The sequence below is a fragment of the Kitasatospora sp. NPDC057936 genome, assembly GCF_042887525.1.
In the GTDB taxonomy this organism is placed as follows: Bacteria; Actinomycetota; Actinomycetes; order Streptomycetales; family Streptomycetaceae; genus Kitasatospora.
Genome location: NZ_JBHVPD010000012.1, coordinates 81514 through 108066, shown reverse-complemented (window position 1 = coordinate 108066; position 26553 = coordinate 81514). Strand labels below are relative to the sequence as shown.

Annotated in this window: 16 protein-coding genes; 10 read left to right on the top strand and 6 right to left on the bottom strand. The window is 71.6% G+C overall.

Going from position 1 to position 26553, the window contains the following annotated elements:
* Window positions 1–34: 34 nt before the first annotated feature.
* From ACFVU9_RS09510 to ACFVU9_RS09485, 6 genes are all read right to left on the bottom strand, one after another.
* Window positions 35–2029: a TIM-barrel domain-containing protein gene (locus ACFVU9_RS09510; protein ID WP_387591650.1), complete on the bottom strand. Its 1995-nt coding sequence runs from the start codon at window positions 2027–2029 to the stop codon at window positions 35–37.
* Between the two features lie 15 nt (window positions 2030–2044).
* A complete protein-coding gene (locus ACFVU9_RS09505) occupies window positions 2045–2332 on the bottom strand; it encodes a hypothetical protein (protein ID WP_387591648.1) in 288 nt (95 codons plus the stop codon).
* Window positions 2333–2486: 154 nt separating this feature from the next.
* The gene (gene yicI, locus ACFVU9_RS09500) at window positions 2487–4769 is read right to left on the bottom strand and encodes an alpha-xylosidase (protein WP_387591645.1); all 2283 of its coding nucleotides are present in this window, start codon (window positions 4767–4769) and stop codon (window positions 2487–2489) included.
* The gene (locus tag ACFVU9_RS09495) at window positions 4766–6166 is read right to left on the bottom strand and encodes a GH1 family beta-glucosidase (RefSeq protein WP_387591642.1); all 1401 of its coding nucleotides are present in this window, start codon (window positions 6164–6166) and stop codon (window positions 4766–4768) included. The genes yicI and ACFVU9_RS09495 overlap by 4 nt, the downstream gene beginning before the upstream one ends.
* Window positions 6167–6195: 29 nt before the next feature.
* Complete coding sequence (locus tag ACFVU9_RS09490) at window positions 6196–7239, bottom strand: acetylxylan esterase (protein ID WP_387591639.1); 1044 nt, start codon at window positions 7237–7239, stop codon at window positions 6196–6198.
* A 139-nt stretch (window positions 7240–7378) separates the two neighbouring features.
* Entirely contained in the window at window positions 7379–10234 is a 2856-nt protein-coding gene (locus tag ACFVU9_RS09485) for a glycoside hydrolase family 3 C-terminal domain-containing protein (protein ID WP_387591636.1), read from the bottom strand.
* A 207-nt stretch (window positions 10235–10441) separates the two neighbouring features.
* Here ACFVU9_RS09485 and ACFVU9_RS09480 point away from each other — a divergent pair, with 207 nt between their 5' ends.
* The 10 genes from ACFVU9_RS09480 (at window position 10442) to ACFVU9_RS09435 (ending at window position 26505) form a co-directional block, all read left to right on the top strand.
* Window positions 10442–12112 carry an ABC transporter substrate-binding protein gene (locus ACFVU9_RS09480; protein ID WP_387591633.1) on the top strand — a complete coding sequence of 557 codons (1671 nt, stop codon included), beginning with the start codon at window positions 10442–10444 and terminating at the stop codon, window positions 12110–12112.
* Window positions 12109–13056, top strand: coding sequence for an ABC transporter permease (locus ACFVU9_RS09475; protein ID WP_387591630.1), 948 nt, complete (start codon window positions 12109–12111; stop codon window positions 13054–13056). Before ACFVU9_RS09480 ends, ACFVU9_RS09475 begins: the two co-directional genes overlap by 4 nt.
* Window positions 13053–14027, top strand: coding sequence for a carbohydrate ABC transporter permease (locus ACFVU9_RS09470; RefSeq protein ID WP_387591627.1), 975 nt, complete (start codon window positions 13053–13055; stop codon window positions 14025–14027). Before ACFVU9_RS09475 ends, ACFVU9_RS09470 begins: the two co-directional genes overlap by 4 nt.
* A gap of 87 nt (window positions 14028–14114) precedes the next feature.
* The gene (locus ACFVU9_RS09465) at window positions 14115–15143 is read left to right on the top strand and encodes a LacI family DNA-binding transcriptional regulator (RefSeq protein WP_387591624.1); all 1029 of its coding nucleotides are present in this window, start codon (window positions 14115–14117) and stop codon (window positions 15141–15143) included.
* A 25-nt stretch (window positions 15144–15168) separates the two neighbouring features.
* Window positions 15169–17154 (top strand): beta-galactosidase, encoded by a 1986-nt coding sequence (locus ACFVU9_RS09460; RefSeq protein ID WP_387591621.1) that lies wholly within the window; start codon window positions 15169–15171, stop codon window positions 17152–17154.
* A 53-nt stretch (window positions 17155–17207) separates the two neighbouring features.
* The gene (locus tag ACFVU9_RS09455; protein ID WP_387591618.1) at window positions 17208–19349 is read left to right on the top strand and encodes an alpha-galactosidase; all 2142 of its coding nucleotides are present in this window, start codon (window positions 17208–17210) and stop codon (window positions 19347–19349) included.
* Window positions 19350–19518: 169 nt separating this feature from the next.
* Complete coding sequence (locus tag ACFVU9_RS09450; protein ID WP_387591615.1) at window positions 19519–21282, top strand: cellulose binding domain-containing protein; 1764 nt, start codon at window positions 19519–19521, stop codon at window positions 21280–21282.
* Window positions 21283–21379: 97 nt separating this feature from the next.
* Complete coding sequence (locus ACFVU9_RS09445) at window positions 21380–22891, top strand: glycoside hydrolase family 43 protein (protein ID WP_387591612.1); 1512 nt, start codon at window positions 21380–21382, stop codon at window positions 22889–22891.
* A 47-nt stretch (window positions 22892–22938) separates the two neighbouring features.
* On the top strand, window positions 22939–24687 hold the full coding sequence (locus ACFVU9_RS09440) for a cellulase family glycosylhydrolase (protein WP_387591609.1): 1749 nt from the start codon (window positions 22939–22941) through the stop codon (window positions 24685–24687).
* 66 nt (window positions 24688–24753) lie between these two features.
* Window positions 24754–26505, top strand: coding sequence for a cellulase family glycosylhydrolase (locus ACFVU9_RS09435; protein ID WP_387591606.1), 1752 nt, complete (start codon window positions 24754–24756; stop codon window positions 26503–26505).
* Window positions 26506–26553: the final 48 nt, after the last annotated feature.

Sequence of the window (26553 nt, the reverse complement as noted above, 5' to 3'; positions counted from 1 at the left end):
GCGCGGAGGGATTGCACGACCGTTCTCTCCTTCCTCAGGCCGCAGAGGATGTCAGCCGGGCCGCGACGTCGGCGCCTTCTCGTACGAAGACCGGGATGCGCTCCAGCGGGGCCTCGGCGTCGAGCGTCGTTCCGCCCTCCAGCACACCGCCGGTGGCCGGGTCGCACCAACGGGTGCCGGACGGCAGGTACACCCGGCGGGCCCGGACGCCCGCCTCGTACACGGGTGCCACCAGCAGGTCGGGGCCGAGCAGGAACTGGTCGTCCACCTCCCAGGCGCGCTCGTCCTCGGGGAAGTCGAAGAACAGCGGACGCATGGGCGGGGCGCCGGTGCGGTGGGCGTCCTCGGACAGGCCGTGCAGGTACGGGCGCAGGCGCTCGCGCAGCAACAGGTGGTCGCGGAGGATGCCGTACGCCTCCTCCCCGTACGACCAGACCTCGTTCGGCCCGCCGGTCATGTCCGTCCCGAAGGCGGGGTAGTTGGGCGCGCGGTCGCCGTGCAGCCGCATGACGGGGCTGAAGGTGCCGTACTGGAACCACCGGACCATCAGCTCGCGGTAGGCCGGGTCGTCCGGGTCGCCGCCGAAGAAGCCACCGATGTCGGTGTTCCACCAGGGGATGCCGCTCATCGCGACGTTCAGCCCCGCCCTGATCTGGCGCCCGAGGGAGTCGAATGTCGTGGGGATGTCGCCGGACCACAGCAGGGCGCCGTGCTTCTGGCTGCCCGCCCAGGCGGAGCGGACCAGCGACAGCGGGCGGTCCTCGCCCGCCGCGCGCAGGCCGTCGGCCACCGCGCGGGCGTGCTCCAGCGGGTAGAGGTTCGCGGCCACGGCGGCCGGCCCTGCCGCGTAGACGGCGCGCTCGGCCAGGCCCGGGGGCACGTCGGGTTCGCAGGCGTCGAGCCAGAAGCACGCCACTCCCAGTGAGCGGTAGTTGTCGTTCAGCCGCTGCCACAGGGCGGCGCGGGCTCCGGGGTGGGTGGCGTCGTAGTACGCCATCGGGCGGATCAGAGCCTGCCCGCTGTGCCGGGACGGCCACGGGAAGGTCAGCAGGCCGCCGCCCGTGTCCCGTACGAGGTGCCCGGCTGAGCGGAGCCCGTCGTACGCGTCGCTTCCGGGCTCGACGGTGGGCCACACCGAGACGGCGAGCCTCGCTCCGAGGTCCGACAGCTCCTCGACCATGGCGGCGGGGTCGGGCCACTCGCTCTCTTCGAAGCACCAGTCGCCCATCCTCGGCCAGTGGAAGAAGTCGCAGACGATGACGGACAGCGGAAGTCCGCGTTCCTTGTACTCCCGGGCCACGGCGAGGAGTTCCTCCTGGGTGCGGTAGCGCAGCTTCGACTGCCAGAAGCCCGACGCCCATTCGGGCAGCAGGGGCGGACGGCCGGTGGCCAGGGTGTAGGCGTTCAGGATCCGGGCCGGGGTGTCACCGGCGGTGATCCAGTAGTCGATGCGCCCGCCGGCGTCGGCGGTCCACCGGGTGGTGTCGGCGCCCAGCTCGACCCGGCCGGTGGCGGGGTTGTTCCACAGCAGTCCGTAGCCGCGCGAGGAGTGCAGGAACGGGACGGCGGCGACGGTGTTGGTCTGGATGAGGTCGATCACGCAGCCCTTCTGGTCCAGTCGCCCGTGCGGATGCTGCCCCAACCCGTGCAGCCGCTCACCGTCGTACGCCTCGAAGGACTGTTCCGTCCGGCCGCCCGCCGCGTGGACGCGGGAGCCGGCATGGTGCGCGTACGGGCTTCGCTCGGCGAGGAGTTCGCGGCCCGAGGCGGCGTCGACGAACCTCAGCCGGCCGTCCGCCGAGGCCTCGACGGCAATGCCGCCGTTGACCAGGCGGGCACTGCCGTCGTCCGACACGGACATCTCGGCTTGCGGGGCGGGCCGCGGGTCCTCCAGCGCGCCGGGGGCGGTGGGGTCGACGGTCCCGGACGAGGCCCGCACCCGGACGGCGTCCGGTCCCCAGGGCTCGATACGGAGGATCTCTGCGGCGGTGTGCCGTTCCAGGGCGCCCGCGCGGATGCTGTAGGACAAGGGTGGCTCCTCTGTTCACGTGGCGGGTGGATGCGGGCGGATGTCCAGGTGCCGGTGCTCGTGGCTGTCGTCGCTGTCCCAGCGACCGGAGCCCGGCGACGGTGTCGGTGTCGGTGTCGGCGAGCATCCGGCGGCAGAAGGCGAGGTGGTCCTCGACGATGGCGGTGAAAGCCGCGTGCCAGTCGGCGTGTTGAACCAGCCGTCGGTCAGCTCGTGCTCCAGTCGACACCCGGTGCCGGACGAGTCGCGCAGCAAGGCGTCGAGCGACTCGGGCGTCAGGCGGCGTTTGGTGCGGCTCTCCATGCGTGCTTCCGGGTGTCGGGTGGGACCGGGGTGGCCCGGGTCGGGGTGGCCCGGGTCCGGGGTGGCCGGGTCCGGGGTGGCCGGGTCCGGGGAGGAGCGGAGTCCCCGCTCGCCCGTTCGGTGGCGTGCGGGGACCCGCGTCCTGGGGCCGTTGTCAGGCCGGGTAGGGCAGGTCGGCTTCCCGGGTGCCTGCCGGGCCGATGTGCAGGGCGCCGTCCGGGCCGCCGATCCTCAGCTGCCACGGGTGCGGGCTGTCGGTGGTCACCTTGAGGCGGTCGCCGGTGCGGCGCAGGTGGAAGCGGGCGGTCTCGCCGGGGCCGTCGCCGCGCGGGATCACGACGGTGCGCTCGGCGCCGTCCGCGAAGGCGTGGACCCGCAGTTCGACGCCTTCCGCCCAGGCAGACACCGGGCGCTGGTCGTCCGCCGCGAGCGGGATGACGGAGTCCGGTCGGGCGAGCAGCGGCAGGGTGTGGAAGCCGTGCTGCTCGCGCACCCAGCGCGGGCCGGTGACCCGATCGCCGGTCAGGACGTTGGTCCAGGTCCCCTCGGGCACGTAGTACTCGACCGTGCCGTCCTCGGTGAAGACCGGGGCGACGAGGAGGTCGTCGCCGAGCAGGTACTGCCGGTCGAGCGTGGCGGCGGCCGGGTCGTCCGGGAACTCCAGCACCATCGCCCGCATCACCGGCAGGCCGGTGGCGTGGGCCTGCTGCGCCGCGCGCTGGAGGTAGGGCGCGAGCCGGTGCTTGAGCAGGGTGAACTCGCGGGTGACCTCGACCGCCTCGTCGCCGAAGTCCCACGGCACCCGGTAGGACTTGCTGCCGTGCAGCCGGCTGTGCGAGGAGAGCAGGCCGAACTGGGTCCAGCGCTTGAAGACCGCCGGGGTCGGGGTGCCCTCGAAGCCGCCGATGTCGTGGCTCCAGAAGCCGAAGCCGGACAGGCCGAGGGAGAGGCCCCCGCGCAGCGACTCCGCCATCGCGTTGAAGTGCGACTCGCAGTCGCCGCCCCAGTGCACCGGGTACTGCTGGCCGCCGGCGGTGGCGGAACGGGCGAACAGCAGCGCCTCGCCCTCCCCGCGCTCCTCCCGGAGCAGCTCGAACACCGCCTGGTTGTACAGGTGGGTGTAGTAGTTGTGCATCAGCTCCGGGTCGGAACCGTCGTGCCAGAGCACGTCGGTGGGGATGCGCTCGCCGAAGTCCGTCTTGAAGCAGTCCACCCCGACGTCCAGCAGGGCGCGCAGCTTGCCGGTGTACCAGTCGCGGGCGGCGGGGTTGGTGAAGTCCACCAGGGCCATGCCCGGCTGCCACAGGTCCCACTGCCAGACGCTGCCGTCCGGGCGCCGCACGAGGTGGCCCTCGCGCATGCCTTCGGCGAACAGCTCCGACTTCTGCGCGATGTACGGGTTGATCCACAGGCAGATGTGCAGCCCCTGCTCCTTGAGCCTGGCGAGCATGCCCGCCGGGTCCGGGAAGGTGTCCGGGTCCCAGCGGAAGTCGCTCCACTGGTACCCGCGCATCCAGAAGCAGTCGAAGTGGAAGACGCTCAGCGGGATGCCGCGCTCGGCCATGCCGCCGACGAAGCGGTTGACGGTGGCCTCGTCGTACTCGGTGGTGAAGGAGGTGGTCAGCCACAGGCCCAGCGCCCAGGCCGGGGGCAGCGCGGGGCGGCCGGTGAGCGCGGTGTAGCGCTCCAGGATCAGCTTGGGGGTCGGGCCGTGGATGACGAAGTACTCCAGCGACTGGTCCTCGACGCTGAACTGGACCTGCCCGACGGACTCGGAGCCGACCTCGTAGCCGACCCTGCCGGGGTGGTTGACGAACACCCCGTAGCCCCGGTTGGTGAGGTGGAAGGGGACGTTCTTGTAGGCCTGTTCGCTGCTGGTGCCGCCGTCCGCCTGCCAGATGTCCACCACCTGGCCGTTGCGGACGAACGGGGTGAACCGCTCCCCCAGGCCGTAGACCAGCTCGCCGACGCCCAGGGCGAGTTGTCCGAGCATGTGGTGGCGGCCGTCTGCGTCGGTGACGAAGCCGGTGCCGCGCTCGCCCACCGAGGTCAGGACCCGCCCGCCGGCGGTGAACTCCAGCTGCCACGGCTTGGAGGTGTCCACCCGCAGTGTCAGTTCGCCGGCGCAGAGCTCCACGACGTCGCCGTCCCGGCGCACCTTCCCGCTGCCCTGTTCGGCGCCGGGCAGTGCGAACTCCGGCCCGCGCCGCACCGAGCCGGCGTGGTGGGTGGTGCGCACGCCGATCACGCCCTCGGCCGGGGACCAGCACTCGACGGTCAGCAGCGGGCTGTTGAGCGTGTCACCGCGGCCGCGCACGTGTTTGACGGGCGCGTAGAGGGTCATCCGGTCCTCGCCGGTCCGGACGTCGGCGACCTCGGCGGCGTAGCGCGCGGTGACGCCCGGGCGCATCAGCCAGTAGCCGTCGGTGAACTTCATCGGGCGGTTTCCTCCGTCCGCGCGCGGTGCGCGGTGATCAGGCCCCGGTACCAGTGGTAGCTGTCCTTGGGCGTGCGGGTGAGGGTGTCGTAGTCGACGCGGACCAGGCCGAAGCGTTGCTCGTAGCCGCGGGCCCACTCGAAGTTGTCCAGCAGCGACCAGACGTAGTAGCCGCGCACGTCGACCCCGGCCGCGATGGCGTCGGCGACGGCGGCGAGGTGGCCGGCCAGGTAGTCGGTCCGCTCCGGGTCGTGGACGCGGCCGTCGGGGGTGATGCCGTCGGCCTCCGCGGAGCCGTTCTCGGTGATCCAGAGCGGCGGGAGCCGCGGGTAGCGGGCGTGGAGCCCGGTGAGCAGTTCGGTGAACGCGGACGGGACGACGGGCCAGCCCATGGTGGTGAGCCGGGTGCCGTACGGGTTCGGTTCGGTGACGCCGATGTCCGTGGCGGTGCGCAGTTCGGGGTCGGACTCGCGGTGCGGGGCGGCCGCGACGGTGACCGGGCGGTAGAAGTTGATGCCGACGAAGTCCAGTGGCACGCCGATCAGTTCGAGGTCGCCGGGCCGGCGCCACGGACCGTCCGCGAGTCCTCCCCAGGTCTCGGCCTCGTGCGCGGGGTAGCACCCGGCGAACAGCGGCTCGGTCCAGACCTCGTTGTGCAGGACCTCGGCGCGGCGCAGTGCGGCGAGGTCCTCGGACCGGCCGGAGGCGGGGTGGAGGCGGTCGAGGTTGAGCGCGATCCCGACCTCCCGGGCTCCCGCCGCGCGGAGCGCCCGGACGGCGAGCCCGTGGCCGACGAGGAGGTGGTGGGCGGCCCCCAATGCCCCGCGGCCCTCCCGGGCGCCGGGGGCGTGCCGGCCCTCGGCGTAGCCGACGAAGGCGGAGCAGAATGGCTCGTTGAGAGTGATCCAGCGCTCGACCCGGTCGCCGTACCGTTCGGCGGCGAGGGCCGCGTACTCGGCGAACGCCTCGGCGGTCTCCCGCGCCCGCCAGCCGCCGCGGTCCTCCAGGGCCTGGGGCAGGTCCCAGTGGTACAGGGTGGCGGCGGGCGCGATCCCGGCGGCGAGCAGTTCGTCGATCAGGCGGTCGTAGAAGTCCAGGCCCTTCGCGTTGGCCGGGCCGGTGCCGCCGGGCAGGAGGCGCGGCCAGGAGATCGAGAAGCGGTAGCCGTCGACGCCGAGCTCCCGCAGCAGGGCGACGTCCTCGGGGTAGCGGTGGTAGTGGTCGCAGGCGGTGTCGCCGGTGGCGCCGCCGAGGGTGCGGCCCGGGGTGTGGCTGAAGGTGTCCCAGATGGAGGGGCCGCGGCCGTCCTCGTCGTGGGCGCCTTCGATCTGGTAGGCGGCGGTGGCGGCGCCGAAGCGGAATCCGGCGGGCAGGTCCGGGAAGGCCGGGGAGGTCACGGGTGTCCCGGCGCCGGAGGGCGCGGCGCTCACAGCTGCGGCGCCAGCCCGTGCTCGCGCAGCCAGGCCAGCTGGACGGGCGGGTTGGAGCCGCAGCCGCCGGCGTGGTCGGCGAACGGCCACACCGTCATGGTGCGGTCCTCGCCCGCGTAGTGGTTGAAGGCGGCGTAGACCGTCCGGGGCGGGCAGATCGGGTCCATCAGGCCGACGCTGAACAGGGCCGGAGCGGTGGCCCGCTGGGCGAAGTTGACGCCGTCGAAGTAGGCGAGGGTGGCGAAGGTCGGCTGCACGCGCTCCCGGCTGTGCCAGCGCAGGTAGCTGACGAGCTCCTGGTACGGACCGTCCAGGGAGGTCTGCGCGCCCTCGCGGTAGTGGCACAGGAACGGTACGTCCGGCATCACGGCGGCCACGCGGTCCCCGGTGAGCCCGGCGACGGCGAGGGACAGGCCGCCGCCCTGGCTGCCGCCGGCCACGACGATCCGGTCGGTATCGAGACCGGGCAGCTGCGCGACGGCGTCGACCGCGCGCACGCAGTCGGTCATCAGCCGCCGGTAGTAGTGGTTCTCGGGGGAGTCGATGCCCTTGGTCATGAAGCCGCCGACCCACTGGGTGCCGTCGCCCATGCCCCGGTCCGGGGTGTCGTGGCCCTGGCCCCGGCTGTCGACGACGAGCTGGGCGTAGTCGGCGGCGGACCAGAACAGGTGCTCGGTGGGCAGCCCGCGGCCGCCGGAGTAGCCCATGTAGGTGACGACGACCGGCAGCGGCCCGTCCACGCCGCGCGGGCGCAGCAGCCAGGCGGCCACCGGCTCGCCGTTCCAGCCGGGGAAGCGCACGTCGTCGACCTCCACGGTGCGCAGTCCGTACTGCGCGGTGACGCGTTCGGCCTTGACGGCCCCGCCGTGCGAGCGGGCCTCGGCGAGGGTGCGCTGCCAGAACTCGTCGAAGTCCTGCGGGGCGGTCGACTCGGGCCGGTAGCCGGCGAGTTCGTCGGCACCGAAGTCGGTGACGGGCATGGGGGATTCCTCCGGGTGCTGCGAGTTCGAGGTCAGGTGGTGGGGTGTGAGCAGTGACATGCGGGCCGCCTCCGGGTGGCTGGTGACTGCGGGTCGGCGCCCGTGTGGCGAGCGGGATGCCCGGGCCGTGAGCCGGGCTGGAACGGGTGGCGGCCCGTCTTCCCCCAGGACGGGCCGCCGGTCTGTGGGGCGGGAGGCGTCAGCCGGCCGCGGCGAAGCGGAAGGCGGTGAGCCGGAAGTCGCCGTGCAGGATCAGGCTCACGTCCTGCACGCCGTCGAGCGGGGTGGCGAGTTCGGCGGTGGTGCTCGTCCAGGCGTAGCGGTCGCCGGTCACGGGCACGTCGATCTCGGCCAGCACCCGGCCGTCGGCCCGGACCTCCAGCCGGGCAGTGCCGTTCGCGTCGTCCGCGCGGGCGGTCTCGACCTCGACCCGGACGGCCCCCGTCACGTCGGAGGTGCGGAACAGGAGCGCCGCGGGCTGTCCGGGGTCGGCGGGCGTGACGGCGTCGCCGTCGGCGCGGGTGGCATCGACGATGGTGACGTCCGTGTGGTCGTCGAAGTCGACGGCCCGGACGGTCCGTCCGACGACGGCGCGGGCAGCGGGCGCCGCCCCGGTCACGGTGAGCGGCGTGACGAGCACCTCGTCCTCGGCCGACCGCGCCACGATGACCTCGTAGTCGCCGGGGTCGACGGCGAAGGCGCCCGTGGCGACGTCCCAGTGGGCGAACCGCTCGGCCGGGAGCCGGAACGTCAGCTCGCGGGTCTCCCCCGGCTCCAGGCGGACCTTGCGGAAGTCGGCCAGGCGCAGCCGGGGCGCCGCGTAGCGGGCGTCCAGGGCGCGGACGTAGACCTGGACGACGTCGCTGCCGGCGCGCCGGCCGCGGTTCTCCACGGTGACGGTGAGGTCGACCTCGCCGTCCGGGCCGATCGACGGCTGCGACAGGCGCGGGTCGCGGTAGGCGATGTCGGTGTAGGACAGCCCGTGGCCGAAGGGGTAGAGGGTGGCACCCTGGTGGTACTGGTAGGTCCAGCCGGCCTTGATGATGTCGTAGTCGAGCGGGGCGGGCAGCGGGTCGTCGCCGCGGTACCAGGTCTGCGGCAGACGGCCGGCGGGCTCGGCCTCGCCGAGCAGGACGGCGGCCAGCGCGTGGCCTGTTTCCTGCCCGCCGTGGGATGTCCACACCACGGCGGGCAGGTGCTCTGCGGCCCAGTCGGCGGCGAACGGGTAGCTGCTCATCAGCACCAGTGCCGTCTCCGGGCGGGCTTCGGCGACGGCGCGCAGCAGCTCCTCCTGGCCCTCGGGCAGGCGGATGTCGGCGCGGTCCTCCGTCTCGCGGCCGTTGACCAACGGGTGGTTGCCGAGGACGACGACGGCGGCGTCCGCCGTCGCGGCGGCTTCGCGCGCCTCGGCGCGGCCGTCGCGCAGCAGCTCGCGCTGCCAGCGCTCGGCGGCCTCCGGGGTCTCGGCGGTGACCGTCACCCGGCCGTCGGTCGGGTCCACGGCGGCGTAGCGGCCGGTGAAGACGTTGCGCAGCAGCACGGTGTCCTCGCCGGCCGGTTCGAACCGGAAGGTCTCCTTGACGAACCAGGCCTTGATGACGTCCTGGTCGGCGGCCAGGCCCTCGTCGTCCTGCAGGGTCAGGTAGCGGCCGGTGTGGACGGCGCGCAGCGTGGAGGCGCCACCGCCCCAGTCGGTCACGTCGAAGGAGGTCTTGCCGAGCAGGTCACCGGTGGTGCGCGAGCGCAGGGCGATCCGGTCGCTGCCCTCCACCCGGACGATCTCGCCGCCGTGCGGGGCGAGGGCCGCGCCGAGGCCGGTGGCGACGCCGACCCGGTACGGCATGGTGCCGCTGTACCAGTCCTCGAAGAGTGCGTCGGCGAGCGGGCCGATGACGGCGATCCGGGGCGTGCGGGCGGGGTCGAGCGGCAGGATGCCGTCGTTCTTGAGCAGGACGACGGACTCGGTCGCGGCCTGCCGGGCCAGCTCGCGGTGCTCGGCGCAGTCGATCACCTCCGGGCCGATGGCGGCGTATGGGTCCAGCTCGGGGTCGAACTCGCCGAGGCGGAAGCGCACTTCGAGCTGGCGGCGGACGGCGCGGTCCACGTCGTCCTGGTCGATCAGGCCGCGTTCCAGGGCCTCGCGCAGCCGGCCGACCACGGTCTCCGTGTCCTCGCCGTGGTCGGTGTAGCTGTCGATGCCGGCCCTGAGCGCGGCCGCGTGGGACTCGGCGTGGTCGTCGAAGTAGTGCTCCGGGTCGACCAGGTTGGACGGCGCCTCGGCGTCGCTCACCACGAACAGCTCGTGGCCGGTCGGCCGGGCCCAGCGGCGCAGCTCCGTCTCGATCAGCGGACTGACGTGGCACGGGCGGCCGTTGACCAGGTTGTAGGCGGCCATGGCACCGGTCGCGGCGCCGGAGGCGACGACGGGCCGGAAGGCGGCGAGGTCGTACTCCTGGAGGACGCGCGGGCGCACCCCGGAGGAGGTGGTGCAACGGTCGTCCTCGTTGTTGTAGGCGAGGAAGTGCTTGAGCACCGGGGCGGTCCGCAGGTAGTCCGGGTGATCGCCGGTCAGACCCCGGCAGAACGCCTCGCCGATGCGCGCGGTCTGCACCGGGTCCTCGGAGTAGCCCTCCTCGTTGCGCCCCCAGCGCGGGTCGCGCAGCAGGTTGAGCACCGGGGCCCAGGCCTGCAGGGAGTTCGCCCCGCGCTCGGGGCCGCCGACGGCCGGCGGGCGGTGGTGGTGGAAGGCCCGCAGCTCGGTGGAGACCGCCTTGGCCACCCGGCGCACCAGCTCCTCGTCCCAGCTGGCGCCCAGGCCGACGGCCTGGGGGAACACCGTCGCCACGCCCAGCCACGAGACGCCGTGCAGGCCCTCGCTGCCGGTGCGGAAGGGGCCGACCCCGAGGCGCGGCACCGCCGGCGCGTACTGGTGCAGCATCGCGAGCCGCTCGTCGGGTGTGAGCCGCTGGAGCAGGTCGTCGACACGCTCCTGCAGGGCGAGCGCGGGATTGCGGAAGCCGGGCAGGCCGGCAGCGGACACGGGCACGGAACTCACGTGGAACACCCTTCGGGCGGGCTCGGCTCGGCGACCGGATGATCGAAGCGTTTCGACGCTGGCATGCTCCCACGGGCCTGTCAACTCCCCATGGCACAAACGATTTTGTATTTGTTCAGCCTATTGCCCAACCGGTAACGCGTCGTTAGTCTCACCGAAACATCCAAGCGCTTCGACGGAGAGGGCTACGCCACCATGAGATCCGGGTTGAACCGCAGGAGCTTCCTCACTACCGCCGCCACGGTCGCGGGAGCCGCCGCGATGGCGCCCCTGCTGTCCGCCTGCGGCGGCGGCTCGGACAAGAAGGCCGGGGCGAACACCAAGGAGGGCCTCAAGGCCGCTCTGCCGACCTACGTACCCAACGCCAACGCGGTCAAGCCGGACATAGCCCCCGTGCAGGGCTCGGGCGACGCCGCGACCGACCCGGCCTACCTCTCCTACCCGGCCTCCCCGCCCGCCAGCGTCTCCGGCGTTCCGGGCAAGGGCGGCAGCTACACGGCGGTCACCCCGCTGTGGGGCACGGCCCCGCCGGTCGGCAACTCCTTCTACCAGGCGATGAACAAGGCACTCGGGATCGACCTGACCGTCAAGCCGACGGACGGGATCAACTACAACACCATCATCCCGACGATGACCGCCGCCAAGAAGCTGCCGGACTGGATCAACCTGCCGGCCTGGCTGAACGCCAACTTCAACACCGGTGGGCTGGTCGGCACTCAGCTCGCGGACCTCACCCCCTACCTGTCCGGCGACAACATCAAGAAGTACCCCAACCTGGCCGCCCTGCCCACCGGCGCCTGGCAGCACGGCGTCTGGGGCGACAAGCTCTACGGGATCCCCTGCTTCTCCACCAGCTTCGGCATCCCCGGCGCCACCTTCTACCGCCGGGACATCCTCGAGGCCCGGGGCATCACGGCCGACCAAATCAAGTCCGCCGACGACCTGATGAACCTCGGCAAGGAACTGACCGACGCCAAACGGGGCGTGTGGGCCTTCGACGACGTGTGGACCTACAACCAGTTCACCTGGAACGTCCCCATGAACTGGAGGGTCGACAACGGCAAGCTGGCCCACCCGTTCGAGACCCAGGAGTTCCTGGAGGCCCTCGACTGGCACAACCGCCTGGCCGCCTCGGGCTCCATGCACCCCGACGCGCTCGCCGGCGACGTCGCCAACGGGGCCACCCGCTTCTACAGCGGCAAGACGCTCGTCGGAGGCGGCGGACTGGGCGCCTGGAACCTGGCCGACCACCAGTCCGGCACCGCCGCGGACCCGAACTACCGGCGCGGCGCCTTCAACGCCATCACCGCCGACGGCAAGGGCACGCCGGTGATCTACATGGGCGCCGCCGCCAGCATGATCAGCTACCTCAACGCCAGTCTGAAGCCGGAGCAGATCCAGGAACTGCTCGCCGTCGCGAACTACCTCGCCGCCCCCTACGGCACGGCCGAGTACACCCTGGTCAACTTCGGCGTCGAGGGCGTCCACCACACCCGGGTGAACGGCATGCCGACCTTCACGGAGGAGGGGAAGAAGGACGTCCAGGTGACGAGCTACCAGTTCCTGGCCGCCGCCCCCTCCGTGACCAGCAACCCGGGCGGCGAACAGATCACCAAGGACTACGCGGGCTGGTCGGCCGCCAACGTCAAGTACCTCACCAAGCCGCCCTTCTGGGGCATGAACCTCAGCATGCCCCAGGCCATCGCCCAGGCATCGGCCGCGCAGAACGTCAACGACACCATCAAGGACTGCTACCACGGCAAGAAGAAGGTCTCCGAGGTGCAGGACGCCATCGCCAGCTGGCGCTCCGGCCCCGGCGAGCGGCTCAAGCAGTGGATGACCGACAACGTCCTCAACAAGTACGGCACCGGCCAGTGAGCACCGCGGCCCCGAAGCAGCCGGCCGGCCCCGCGCGGCTCAACTGGCGGACCAGGCTGCGGCGCGACAAGTCCCTCCTGCTGATGACGGTGCCCGCGGTCGTCCTGCTCCTGGTGTTCAACTACGTCCCGCTCTTCGGCATCGTCACCGCCTTCCAGGAGTACGACCCGCTGGTCGGGGTCTGGCACAGCGAATGGGTCGGCTTCGACCAGTTCCAGCAGCTGTTCGGCGACCCGGCGTTCTGGGCCTCGATGAAGAACACGCTGTACCTCAGCTTCGTCCAGCTGATCCTGTTCTTCCCGGTCCCGATCGCCCTGGCCCTGCTGCTCAACTCGGTGATCAGCGAGCGGATCCGCAACTTCTTCCAGTCCGTGGTCTACCTGCCGCACTTCTTCTCGTGGGTGCTGGCGGTCACGATCTTCCAGCAGATGCTGGGCGGCGCCGGCGTGCTCAACCAGTTCCTGCGCCAGCACGACATCGGCACCTGGGACATCATGACCAACCCACACACCTTCGCGCTGCTGGTCACCTCCCAGGCGATCTGGAAGGAAGCGGGCTGGGGGATCATCGTCTTCCTCGCGGCGCTGAGCGCGATCAACAGCGAGCTGTACGAGGCCGCGGCCGCCGACGGCGCGGGACGGTTGCGGCGGATGTGGCATATCACGCTGCCGGGCCTGCGCGGAGTGATCGTGCTGATGCTGGTCCTGCGGCTCGGCAACGCCCTGTCCGTCGGGTTCGAGCAGTTCCTGGTCCAGCGCGACGCCGTCGGCCACGAGGCCGCGGACGTCCTGGACACCTTCTCCTTCTACTACGGCATCGCCACCGGCGGCTACAGCTACGGCGCGGCGGCCGGGCTCTTCAAGAGCGTGGTCTCGCTGCTGCTCATCTGGGGCGCCAACAAGCTGGCGCACGCCTTCGGCGAGGACGGGCTGTACCGCAAATGACGAACGCACTCACCATGGGTTCGCGGGGCGAGAAGCGCCGCACCGCGACAGCAGCCGCCCGCCGCCGGGCCAACTCCGCCCGCCCGCCCTGGGACGAGCCGCCCACCGCCGTCGGCCAGGCCGCCAAGGGCCTCACGCTCGGCGGGACGCTCGCCGTCATCCTGGTCCCGCTCTGGATCATCGTCCTGACCAGCTTCTCCACCCCCGGCGCCATCAACCGGGCCGGCGGCCTGGTGATCTGGCCGGACGGCCTGACCACCGAGACGTACCGCCAGATGCTCGGCGACCCGACGATCATCACCGCGCTGGGGGTGAGCCTGGGCATCACCGTGGTCGGCACCGCGCTGTCCATGGCCGTCTCCATCCTGTGCGCCTACGGCCTCTCCCGGCCGCGCTCCCTCGGGCACCGCTTCGTCCTGCTGCTGCTGATCATCACGATGTTCATCAGCGGCGGCCTGATCCCGAGCTTCCTGGTCGTCACCGGCCTCGGCGGCTACGGCCAGTGGTGGGCGCTGATCCTGCCGAGCGCGGTCTCCGTCTTCAACATCCTGGTGCTGCGCGCCTTCTACCAGGAGACCTCCTCCGAACTGATCGACGCGGCCCGGATGGACGGCGCCGGGGACTGGCGCATCCTGTGGTCGGTCGTCCTGCCCACCTCGCGCGCCGTCACCGCCGTCACCGCGCTGTTCTACGCCGTCGGGTACTGGAACTCCTTCTTCAACGTCATGCTCTACATGCCGACGGACAGTCAGAAATGGCCTCTCCAGTACGTGTTGCTCACCTACGTCAACCGGGCGAACGGCCTGCCCGGTTCGGTCAACTCGGGCTTCGGGAACACCAGCGTGCAGACCGCCCCGCTCTCCCTGCAGATGGCGGTCGTGGTCCTCACCCTGGTACCACTGGTGATCGTGTACCCGTTCGTGCAGAAGCACCTGCGTACCGGTGTCCTCACCGGAGCGATCAAGGGCTGAGCCGTCCGCTCCGGTCCGGCGCGCCCCGCCGGACCGGGACCGGGCCGGGAACACGCCCTCAACGGAACCGACACGAAGGACAGAGCGATGGTGACACTCGCCGACGTAGCCAGGCAGGCCGGCGTCTCGTCGAGCACGGTCAGCTACGCCCTCAGCGGCAAGCGCCCGATCTCCGACGAGACCAGGGCCCGCATCGAACGGGCCATCACGGACCTCGGCTACCACCCCAACGCGGGTGCCCGGGCCCTGGCCGGCAAGCGCTCCCACATCATCGCCCTGGTCGTGCCGCTCAACCCCGAGGTGCACGTGCCCACCATGATGGAGATCGCCATCGCCGTGACCGTCGCGGCCCGCGAACACGGCTACGACGTCCTACTGCTCACCAACGACGAAGGCCCCGAAGGCGTCCGCCGGGTCGCCGCCACCGGACTCGCCGACGGCGTCATCCTCATGGACGTCCGGCTCGACGACGACCGCATCCCGGTCCTGCGCGCCGAGGACATCCCCGCCGCACTCATCGGCCTGCCCGACGACCCCACCGGACTCTCCTGCGTCGACCACGACTTCGCCACGGCCGGCGCCCTGTGCGCCGACCACCTCGCCGACCTCGGCCACCGCGACGTCGCCTTCATCGGCTACAGCAGCGGCGTCTACCGGCGCCACTCCGGCTACGCCGAGCGCACCCTGAACGGCTTCCGCTCCCGCGCCGAACGGCGCGGCCTGCGCTTCCTCCACCGGCCCTGCGAGGGCACCTACGAGAGCACCGCCGGCACCCTGGCCCGCATCCTCGCGGACCGCCCGGAAACCACCGGGTTCGTCGTCCAGAACGAGGCCGCGATCGGCCCGCTGCTCAGCCTGCTGCGCGCCAGCGGACGGACCGTGCCGGAGGACGCATCCGTCATCGCCATCTGCCCCGACGCCCTGGCCGAGCAGCACGCACCCCGCCTCACCTCCGTCACCAGCCCCAAGAAGGACCTCGGACAGGTCGCCGTCGACCAGGTCATGGCGAGGATCGCCGCGACCACCGCCGGCGACGAAGTGAAGGACCAGCTCCTCCTGATGCCGCCGGAACTCGTCGTCCGCGAAAGCACCGCACCGGCCCCGCACCGCAGTTGAGGCCCCTACCGAAGGACATCTCGCCATGGACATCCGCCGGCTCACCGACCGCCTCGGCGGCCTCGCCTTCGGCGGGGACTACAACCCCGAACAGTGGGACGCCGAGGTGTGGAAGCAGGACGACGAACTGATGCGCAGGGCGCGCGTCAACCTCGCCACCGTCGGCGTCTTCTCCTGGGCCCTGATGGAGCCCGAAGAGGGCCGCTACGACTTCGACTGGCTCGACGCCCACCTCGACCGGCTCCACGCGGCCGGCGTCGCCGTCGACCTGGCCACCCCCACCGCCTCCCCACCGCCGTGGTTCACCCTGGCCCACCCGGACTCCCTGACCGTCCGCCCCGACGGCACCCGCCTGACCCACGGCAGCCGGGACACCTACTGCCTCACCTCCCCCGCCTACCGCCAGGCCGCCCGCCGCATCGCCGCCGCCCTCGCCGAACGCTACGGCGACCACCCCGCACTCGCCCTCTGGCACGTCCACAACGAGTACGTCACCCCCTGCCACTGCGACCACACCGCCGCCGCGTTCCGCGTCTGGCTGCGCGCCCGCCACGGCTCCCTGGACGCCCTCAACGAGGCCTGGGGGACGGCCTTCTGGAGCCAGCACTACACCTCGTGGGAGCAGGTCCTCCCGCCCCGCACCAGCCAGTGGCACCACAACCCCGGCCACCTCCTGGACTACAGCCGCTTCTGGTCCGACGAGACCCTCGCCGCCTACCGCGAGCAGCGCGACGCGATCCGCGCCCACAGCGACCGGCCGGTGACGACCAACCTCATGGTGCCCGGCTACCAGAACCTCGACCTGTGGGCGTTCGGCCGCGAGGTCGACCTGGTCTCTGTCAACCACTACCCCAGCGCACCCGGCATCGACGCCCCCGCCCACGCCGCCTTCGACGCCGACCGGGCCCGCTCCTTCGCCGGCGGCGCCCCCTGGCTGCTGATGGAATCGGGCACCAACACCGTCTACGCCGGAGACCGCGTCCTCCCGAAGGAGCCGGGCGACATCCTTCGCCACTCGCTCGTCCACATCGCCCGCGGCTCGGAGGGCGCGCTGTTCTTCCAGTGGCGCCAGTCCCGGGCCGGCGCCGAAACGTGGCACTCAGCGATGGTCCCGCACGCCGGGCCGGACAGCAGGACCTTCCGCGAGGTCACGGCGGCCGGAGCGGCCGTCGCCCGGCTCGGCGAGCTCACCGGCTCCACCGTCCGGGCCGAAGTCGCCGTGCTGCACGACTCCGACGCCTGGTGGGCTTCGAACGTCGACGGCCTCCCGTCCGCCGAGCTCGGCTACTACCCCGCGCTGCGTCGCGCTCACCGTGCGCTGTGGGACGCCGGAGTGACGGTCGACTTCGCCCACCCCGAGCACGACCTGAGCCGCTACCGGGTCGTCCTCGCCCCCGCCCTCTTCCTGCTCACCGACGCGGGCGCCGAGAACCTGCGCCGCTACGTCGCCGACGGCGGCACCCTGCTCGTCCAGCACTTCAGCGGCGTCGTCGACGAGCATATGCATGCCCGGCTCGGCGGCTACCCGGCCGCACCGCTGCGCGAGGCGCTGGGCATCCGGGTCGAGGAGCACCGCCCGCTGCGGCAGGACGAGGAGGTCGCGCTCTCCGACGGCTCGACGGCCACCTCCTGGAGCGAGTCCCTGCGCACCGAGGGCGCCGAGGCGGCCGCCGCCTACACCCACGGCATGCTGACCGGCAGCCCGGCGCTCACCCGGCACGCCTTCGGATCCGGCCGCGGCTGGTACCTCTCCACCCGCCTCGACGACGCCGGCTACGCCGACCTGGTCGGCCGGCTCCTGACGGAGGCCGGGGTCGCCCCGGAGCTGCCGGGCCTGCCGACCGGCGTCGAGGCCGTCACCCGCCACGCGGCGGACGGCCGCGGCTGGCACCTGCTGATCAACCACCGCACCGAGGACGTCACGCTGCCGCAGCCTGGCCACGACCTGCTCACGGACCGGCCGGTGAACCAGCTGCCGCCCGGCGGCTGCGCCGTGCTGCGCACCGTGTGAGCGCTAACAGAGCCGTGAACGCCCGTTGATCCGTCCCACCGAGGAAGGCCACCATGACCGACCCGCACGAGACGATCCGCTGGGGGCACGACGCCCTGGAGCTGGAGATCGCCCTGGGCGAGCACGGCACCCCTCGCCTGGTCCGCATCGGCGCACCCGGCGAGAAGACCACCACCCCGCGCCCGGCCGCACCGCTGCCGCTGGTGGAGGTGACGACTGCGGATCTCGGCCGCTACTGGTCGGGCCGGCACCTCGTCAACAGCGCCCTCGGCGGACGGTTACGCCACCGCACGCACCAGGCGACCCGGGACGGCGACTGGCACGTACTCACCGTCGAACTCCACGACCCGGAGAGCGGTCTGACCGCCGAGGCGGTCTACCGCTCCCCGGACGGGCTGCCGGTGCTGCGCGGCGAGGTGCTGCTGCGCAACGAGGGACCGCGCACGCTGCACCTGGAGTCGGTCTCCTCGCTCGTGGCTGGCTGCCTCACCGGGGGCCACCCGGTGGATCTGGACCACGCGGACCTGCTGTGGGCGGAGAACGAGTGGTTCGCCGAGTGCCGCTGGCAGCGCGAGCCGCTGCGCGTGTCCTCGCCCGAACGCAGTGGCCGCTTCCACACCACCTCCGGCCGCAGTACCCGCGCCGTGGCCGGCCAGGGCATGTGGTCCAGCTGCGGCCACCTGCCGATGGGCGGCCTGACCGACCGTGAGTCCGGCCGTACCTGGGTGTGGCAGATCGAGCACAACGGCGGCGGCTGGCGCTGGGAGTGCGGCGTGCGCGACGACACCGCGTACGCGGCGCTGTACGGCCCGAACGACGCCGACCACGGCTGGCGCCACCCGCTGGAGCCGGGCGCCGGGTTCCGGACCGTGCCCGTGGCCCTGGCGTTCAGCCCGGACGGCGGACCGGACGCGGCGTTCGCCGCCCTCACCGCGTACCGCCGGGCCACCCGCCGGCCGCACCCCGACCACCGGCGGCTACCGGTGATCTTCAACGACTACATGAACTGCCTGATGGGCGACCCCACCACGGCCAAGCTGCTGCCCCTGGTCGACGCCGCCGCCGAGGCCGGCGCGGAGTACTTCGTCATCGACGCCGGCTGGTACGACGACGGCGGCAACTGGTGGAGCTCCGTCGGTGCCTGGGAGCCGTCGGCCTCCCGCTTCCCCGGGCCGAAGGGCATCCACGAGGTCCTGGAGCGCATCCGGGAGCGGGGCATGGTGCCCGGCCTGTGGCTGGAGCCGGAGGCGGTCGGGGTGAACAGTCCGGTCGCCCGGTCCCTGCCGGAGGAGGCGTTCTTCCGCCGCGACGGACGGCGGGTGGAGGAGGGCGGGGGCCGGTACCACCTGGACCTGCGCCATCCGGCCGCCCGCGCCCATCTGGACCGGGTGGTGGACCGCCTGGTCGGTGAGTGGGGCGTCGGCTACCTCAAGCTCGACCACAACACCGACCCTGGGTCCGGCACCAGTGCCCACCCCGGCGAGGCCCCGGCAGCGGGGCTGCTGGACCACAACCGGGCCCAACTCGCCTGGCTGGACGGCATCCTGGACCGGCACCCGGACCTCGTGGTCGAGAACTGCGCCTCGGGCGGCATGCGGATGGACCACGCACTGCTCTCCCGGCTCCAGCTGCAGTCCACCAGCGACCAGCAGGACCTCCTCCTCTACCCGCCCATCGCGGCGGCGGCCCCCACCGCCGTCACCCCCGAACAGGGCGCCGTCTGGGCGTACCCGCTGCCCGAGAACACCCCCGACGAAGTCGCCCTGACCATGGCCAACGCGCTCCTCGGCCGCATCCACCTCTCCGGCCGGATCACCGAACTGTCCCAGGAAGCAGGTGACTTGGTCCACGAGGCGGTCACCGTCCACAAGGCGATCCGCGCCGACCTCCCGCACGCGCTGCCCGCCTGGCCGCTCGGGCTCCCGGGCTGGGAGGACCCGTGGATCGCCCTGGCCCTGCACACCCTCGACACCACCTACCTCACCGCCTGGCGGCGATCCGGCGAGGAGGTCGTCAGGGACCTCGGCCTGCCCCACCTGGCCGGCGCTGAGGTCCGCGTCGAGGTGCTCTACCCGGCGTCCAGTCAGGCCCGCGCCACCTGGAAGCCGGACACCGCCGAACTCGCCCTGACCCTGCCGACGGCACCGTCCGCCGTCGTCCTGCGCCTCACCAGTATTCCTGTCGATAGGAGTTGACGATGCCTCAGATATCCGCCCGCGCCCCACCGCGCCGGCCCGCATCCGTACGGAACACGCTTCGCGTCCGGGCCCGACCCATGCAGCCGCACCGGGCCCTACCGTCCAGAACGCGGGAGTTCGATCCCCACATCCGAACCCCACGCACCCCCACCCCTGGAGGGACGAAGTGAAATCACCCGTCCAGTCCTGCCGTGAACGCGCCATAGCCGTCGCGGCGGCCCTGTCGCTCGCACTCACCGGCGCGATCGCCGCCGTCGCGCCACCCGCCCACGCCGCGAGCACCGTGTCGGTGTCCGTCGACGCCGCCCTGCAACTCGCCACCGTTCCCGCCACCGGCGTCGGCGTGAACATCCCGGTCTACGACGCCGCCATGAACGCCGCCGCCACCCCAGGCCTGCTCAGCACGGCCGGTTTCAACACCGTCCGCTACCCCGGCGGCAGCCACTCCGACGTCTACCACTGGCAGACCGGCACCGCCGAGGGCGGCGCGTACGTCGCCCCGAACACCGGCTTCGACGCCTTCATGGGCACCGTGCGCGCCGCCGGAGCGCAGCCGATCATCACCGCCAACTACGGCTCGGGCACCCCCCAGGAGGCCGCCGCCTGGGTCCAGTACGCCAACGTCACCAAGGGCTACGGCATCAAGTACTGGGAGATCGGCAACGAGACCTACGGCAACGGCGAGTACGGCGCCAACTGGGAGTACGACACCCACAGCAGCAAGAGCGCCACGACCTACGCGAACAACGTGCTCCAGTACGTCTCGGCGATGAAGGCGGCCGACCCGAGCGTCAAGATCGGCGCCGTGCTGACCACCCCCGGCTACTGGCCGGACGGCATGGTCGGTCCGGGCGACACCATGGACTGGAACCACACCGTCCTGTCGATCGCCGGCTCGAAGATCGACTTCGCCATCGTGCACGCCTACCCCACCAGCACCAGCCCGGCCGACCTGCTCACCAAGCCGCAGGCCCAGAACGCCGGCATCACCGGCGCCGTGCGCTCGCTGATCAACCAGTACGCCGGATCCAACGCCCCCAACGTCGGCATCGCGGTGACCGAGGCGAACGCCCAGGCCTACCTCGACACCTCCCCCAACGGACTGTTCGCCCCGGACAACTACCTCACCTGGCTGGAGAACGGCGCGTTCAACGTGGACTGGTGGGACCTGCGCAACGGCACCGACTGCACGAAGGTGACCACGGTCGAGGGCGCCACCGACTACAACGACGGCGGCATGGTCTCCAGCGGCTCCCCCTGCGAGCCGGCCGCCAACACGCCCTTCCCCGCCTACTACGGCATCCAGATGATCAGCAGGCTGGGCGCGCCCGGCGACACCCTGGTCAAGGCCGCCAGCTCGTCCTCGCTGCTCACCGCGCACGCCGTCCGCCGCGCCAACGGCGACGTGGACGTCATGCTGATCAACAAGGACCCGAACAACGACGCCACGGTGAGCCTGTCCTACACCGGGTTCACCCCGTCCTCCGCCACCCCGACCGTCCACTCCTACCTCAAGAACGCCCACGGGATCGGCACGGCCCAGACCGGCAGTCCGACCACCCAGACCGTGCCCGCCTACGGCATCACGGTCGTCCAGATGCACCCGACCAGCGCGCCCTGCCGGGTCGTCTACAACAAGAACGAGTGGCAGGGCGCCATGGTCGGCTCCGTCACCGTCGTCAACAACAGCCTCGGCCAGGTCAACGGCTGGTCCCTCGGCTTCGACTTCCCCGGCGACAACAGCATCACCAACAGCTGGAACGCCTCGGTGTCGCAGAGCCGCCGGAGCGTCAACGCCGGGAACGTGTCCTACAACGCCTCCGTCCCCCAGGGCGGCAGCGTCCAGTGGGGCTTCACGGCCACCTGGTCCAGCAGTGACGCCAACCCCTCCGGCTTCCGGTTCAACGGCGCCTCCTGCGCGATCGGCTGAACCCGCTGAGCCGGTGGTGCCCCGGCCCCGACCTTCTCCAGGGCCCAGGGTCCGGGGCACCACCGCCCACCACCTCCTCACAGGACAGGAACCCCACATGTCAGACCAGCCCCAGCCCGCCGGCACCCTCCCCAACCCGGTGATCCCCGGCTTCCACCCCGACCCCAGCGTCTGCCGCGTGGGCGACGACTACTACCTCGCCTGCTCCAGCTTCGAGTACTTCCCCGGCATCCCCGTCTTCCACAGCCGCGACCTCTTCAACTGGACCCAGATCGGCAACGCCCTGGACCGGCCGAGCCAGCTCCGCCTGCCGCCCGAATCCCCGTCCTCCGGCGGGATCTACGCCCCCACCCTGCGCCACCACGACGGCCGCTTCTGGCTGATCGTCACCAACGTCAGCGGTGACGGCAACCTGCTCTTCACCGCCACCGACCCGGCAGGCCCCTGGTCCGACCCGATCCGGCTGCCCGGCGTCCACGGCATCGACCCGGACCTCGCCTGGGACGAGGACGGCACCTGCTGGTGCACCGTCGCCGGCGTCTCCCAGGTCCGCCTGGACCCGGCCACCGGCGAGACCATCGGCGAGCCGCAGCGGATCTGGTCCGGCGCGCCCGGCGCCATGGCCCCCGAGGCCCCGCACCTGTACCGGATCGGCGAGTACTGGTACCTGATGATCGCCGAGGGCGGCACCGAGCGCGGCCACGCCGTCTCCATCGCCCGCGGCACCTCGCCCTCCGGCCCGTTCGAGCCGTGCCCGTCCAACCCGGTGCTGACCCATCGCGGCATCGACAGCCCCATCCAGAACACCGGGCACGCCGATCTCGTCCAGGCGCCCGACGGCTCCTGGTGGATGGTCCTGCTCGCCGTCCGGCCGCGCGGCGGCACCCCCGCCTGGTACGTGCTCGGCCGGGAGACCTTCCTCGCCCCGGTCGAGTGGGTGGACGGCTGGCCGGTGGTCGGCCGGGTCGCCCCCGAACTGCCGCTCCCGGCTTGGCCGTTGCACCCGGCTCCCGCCGTTCCGGCCCGGGACGACTTCGACCAGAGCGATCTGCACCCCCAGTGGATCTCGGTACGGAGCCGTCCCGAGCACCTGGTCACCACGAAGGAACGTTCCGGCTGGCTCACCCTGCACGCCGCGGGCGCCTCCCTCGACGAGAACGACGTGGTGTTCGTCGGCCGCCGCCAGCAGCACCTCGGCTGCCGGACCCGCACCCTGATCGACCCCGCCGACGGCCGCGGCGGCCTCGCCGTCCGCATGGACGAGGACCACCACTACGAGATCGAGGCGGCCGACGGCGAGGTGAAGGTCTTCGCCCGGATCGGCTCGCTCCGCACCGAGGTCGCCTCCCGTCCGGTGCCCGCCGGAGCCGTGGTGCTCGGTGTCGACGTCGTCCCGCGGCAGCCACGCGGCCCGCGCACCGGCCCCGACGACGTCGTCCTCGGCGTCGAGGAGCCCGACGGCACCTTCGCCGAGCTCGCCGCCCTCGACGGGCGCTACCTCTCCACCGAGGCGGCCGGCGGCTTCACCGGCCGGGCCATCGGCATGTACGCCGCCGCCGGCACCGTCCACTTCGACCGCTTCGACTACGAGCCGCTCCCCCTCCCCTGACCACCCGTCAGGGGATTCCCCACCCGTTCACCTGAAAGGGACGCACCGTGAACGACGCACGACGGACCGCCCACCCGCGCAACCGTCGGCTCCACCGCACGGCCGGCCTCCTGGTCGCCCTGGTCACCACCGGAGCCCTCTGCGGCGGCACCGCGCTCGCCGCACCCGCCGACAAGGCCCCGTCCGCGGCCGAGGCCGCCGGGGCCAGGGTCCCGCACGACCCGATGGCCGCCGTGGCGCACATGCAGCCCAGCTGGAACCTCGGCAACACCCTCGACGCGATCCCCGACGAGACGTCCTGGGGCAACCCGCTCACCACCAAGGCGCTGTTCGACCGTCTCCGGTCCGAAGGCTTCCGCAGCGTCCGGATCCCCGTCACCTGGTCCCCGCACCAGTCCGCCACCGCCCCGTACACCATCGACCCGGTGTGGATGAAGCGGGTCAAGCAGGTGGTCGACCTCGCCCTGGAGGACGGCCTCTACGTCGAGATCAACGTCCACCACGACTCGTGGCAGTGGATCAAGTACATGTCCACCGACCACGACACCATCATGGCCCGGTTCAACTCCACCTGGCAGCAGATCGCCACCGCCTTCAAGGACGAGCCGCGCACGCTGCTCATGGAGAGCATCAACGAGCCGCAGTTCGACAACGCCACCGACGCCCAGAAGACCCAGTACCTGCGGGAACTCAACACCTCCTTCCACCGCATCGTCCGCAACTCCGGCGGCAGGAACAAGGACCGCCTGCTCGTCCTGCCCTCGGAGGAGACCAACAACGCCCAGCACTGGCTGGACGACCTGTCCACCACGATGACCTCGCTGCACGACCGCAACCTGGTCGCCACCGTGCACTACTACAGCTGGTACCCGTTCAGCGTGAACATCGCCAACGGCACCACTTACGACGCCACCAGCCAGAAGGACCTGACCGAAGGCTTCGCCCGGGTGCACGACACCTTCGTCAAGAAGGGCATCCCCGTCTACGTCGGCGAGTACGGCCTGCTCAGCGAGCCCAACTCGGGCACCGTCGAATACGGCGAGATGCTGAAGTTCTACGAGCACGTCAACTACGTGGCCCGGGTCAACGGCTTCACCACCGCGCTCTGGGACGACGCCAACTACCTGGACCGTTCCACCCTCCAGTGGCGGGACCGGACCCTGATGAACCTGATCGAGGCGTCCTGGACCACCCGCTCGGGCACCGCCTCCACCGACAACCTCTTCGTGCCGAAGTCCGGCCCCGTCGCCGCGCAGACCATCACCCTCAACCGCAACGGCCTCTGGTTCGCCGGCCTCTGGCAGGGTCAGCTCCCCCTCATCCAGAACATCGACTACACCCTCGACGGCGACAAGCTCACCCTCACCGCCGACGCCCTCACCCGCCTCGCCCGCGACCGCGCCACCGGCATCAACACCACCCTCGAAGTCCGGTACTCCGGCGGCGCCCCCTGGCAGCTCAACATCCGTTCCTACGACAAGCCCGCCATGTCCGGCGCCACCGGGACACTCGACGGGCTCACCATCCCCACCCGGTTCAACGGCTCCCTGATGGCCAACGTCCAGTCCACCTACGCCGACGGCACCGCCGCCGGCCCGGCCTCCTGGACCACCTACCAGGCGTTCGGCGACTTCGGCCCCGACTACGCCGCCGGCACCACCACCGTGAAGGCCGGCTTCCTCAAGTCGCTCAAGGACGGCGCCACCGCGACGCTCATCTTCCGCTTCTGGACCGGCGACACCGTCACCTACACCGTCACCAGGACCGGTGACACCGCCACCGGCACCGCCTCCTGACCGACTCCCCCTCCCCTGACCACCCGTCAGGGGATTCCCCACCCGTTCACCTGAAAGGGACGCACCGTGAACGACACACGACGGACCACCCACCCGCGCAGCCGCCGGCTCCACCGCACGGCCGGCCTCCTGGTGGCCCTGGTCACCACCAGCGCCCTCTGCGGCGGCACCGCGCTCGCCGCGCCCGCCGACCAGGCCCCGGCGGTGACCGAAGCCACCCGCGTGAAGGTCCCGCACGACCCGATGGCCGCCGTGGCGCACATGCAGCCCAGCTGGAACCTCGGCAACACCCTCGACGCGATCCCCGACGAGACGTCCTGGGGCAACCCGCTCACCACCAAGGCGACCTTCGACGGCCTCAAGGCCCAGGGCTTCCGCAGCGTCCGCATCCCCGTCACCTGGTACCCGCACCAGTCCGCCACCGCCCCGTACACCATCGACGAGAAGTGGATGAAGCGGGTCAAGCAGGTGGTCGACCTCGCCCTGGAGGACGGCCTCTACGTCGAGATCAACGTCCACCACGACTCGTGGCAGTGGATCAAGTACATGTCCACCAACCACGACGCCATCATGGCCCGGTTCAACTCGACCTGGCAGCAGATCGCCACCGCGTTCAAGGACGAGCCGCGCACGCTGCTCATGGAGAGCATCAACGAGCCGCAGTTCGACGCCGCGACCGACGCCCAGAAGACCCAGTACCTGCGCGAGCTCAACACCTCGTTCCACGACATCGTGCGCAACTCCGGTGGCAAGAACAAGGATCGCCTGCTCGTCCTGCCCTCGGAGGAGACCAACTTCGCCCAGAACTGGCTGGACGACCTGTCCACCACGATAGCCTCGCTGAACGACCGCAACCTCGTCGCTACCGTGCACTTCTACAGCTGGTACCCGTTCAGCGTGAACATCGCCAACGGTACGACGTACGACGCCAAGGCCCAGTCGTTCCTGACCGAGGGCTTCGCCCGGGTGCACGACACCCTCGTCGCCAAGGGCATCCCCGTCTACCTCGGCGAGTACGGCCTGCTCACCTCCCCGTACTCCGGCGTGGTCGAGCGCGGCGAGATGCTCAAGTACTTCGAGCACGTCAACTACGAGGCTCGGCGCAACGGCATGACCTCCGCCGTCTGGGACGCCGCCAACGACTTCCTGAACCGTTCCACCATGCAGTGGATGGTCCCCGAGATGAAGGCCCTGATCCAGAGCTCCTGGCGGACCCGCTCGGGCACCGCCTCCACCGACAACCTCTTCGTGCCGAAGTCCGGCCCCGTCGCCGCGCAGAGCATCACCCTCAACCGCAACGGCCTCTGGTTCACGGGCCTCTGGCAGGGTGACCGCCCGCTGATCCCCTACCTCGACTACACCCTCGACGGCGACAAGCTCACCCTGACCGCCGACGCCCTCACCCGCCTCGCCGGGGACCGCGCCGCCGGGATCAACGCCACCCTCGAAGTCCGGTACTCCGACGGCGTCCCGTGGAAGCTCTTCGTCCGCTCCTACGACAAGCCGACCATGGCCGGCGCCACCGGAACCGTCGACGGGCTCACCATCCCCACCCGGTTCAACGGCTCCCTGATGGCCAACGTCCAGTCCACCTACGCCGACGGCACCGCCGCCGGCCCGGCCGACTGGACCACGTACCAGTCGTTCGACAACCTCCGTGCCGACTACGGAGCCAACACCACCACCCTCAAGCCCGACTACGTCAAGTCCCTCAAGGACGGCGCCCCGGCGACATTCACCTTCCGCTTCTGGACCGGCGACACCGTCACCTACACCGTCACCAGGACCGGTGACACCGTCACCGGCACCGCCTCCTGACCCACACTCCTCCCCGCCCCGGCTGCCTCCCCCGGCAGCCGGGGCCCT

What these genes read in the sequence shown, in the direction of transcription:
- ACFVU9_RS09460 (WP_387591621.1), top strand. Translation starts at nt 15,169, where the DNA reads ATGGACATCCGCCGGCTCACCGACCGCCTCGGCGGCCTCGCCTTCGGC.
- ACFVU9_RS09505 (WP_387591648.1), bottom strand. Translation starts at nt 2,332, where the DNA reads ATGGAGAGCCGCACCAAACGCCGCCTGACGCCCGAGTCGCTCGACGCC.
- ACFVU9_RS09490 (WP_387591639.1), bottom strand. Translation starts at nt 7,239, where the DNA reads ATGTCACTGCTCACACCCCACCACCTGACCTCGAACTCGCAGCACCCG.
- ACFVU9_RS09445 (WP_387591612.1), top strand. Translation starts at nt 21,380, where the DNA reads ATGTCAGACCAGCCCCAGCCCGCCGGCACCCTCCCCAACCCGGTGATC.
- ACFVU9_RS09465 (WP_387591624.1), top strand. Translation starts at nt 14,115, where the DNA reads ATGGTGACACTCGCCGACGTAGCCAGGCAGGCCGGCGTCTCGTCGAGC.
- ACFVU9_RS09455 (WP_387591618.1), top strand. Translation starts at nt 17,208, where the DNA reads ATGACCGACCCGCACGAGACGATCCGCTGGGGGCACGACGCCCTGGAG.
- ACFVU9_RS09470 (WP_387591627.1), top strand. Translation starts at nt 13,053, where the DNA reads ATGACGAACGCACTCACCATGGGTTCGCGGGGCGAGAAGCGCCGCACC.
- yicI (WP_387591645.1), bottom strand. Translation starts at nt 4,769, where the DNA reads ATGAAGTTCACCGACGGCTACTGGCTGATGCGCCCGGGCGTCACCGCG.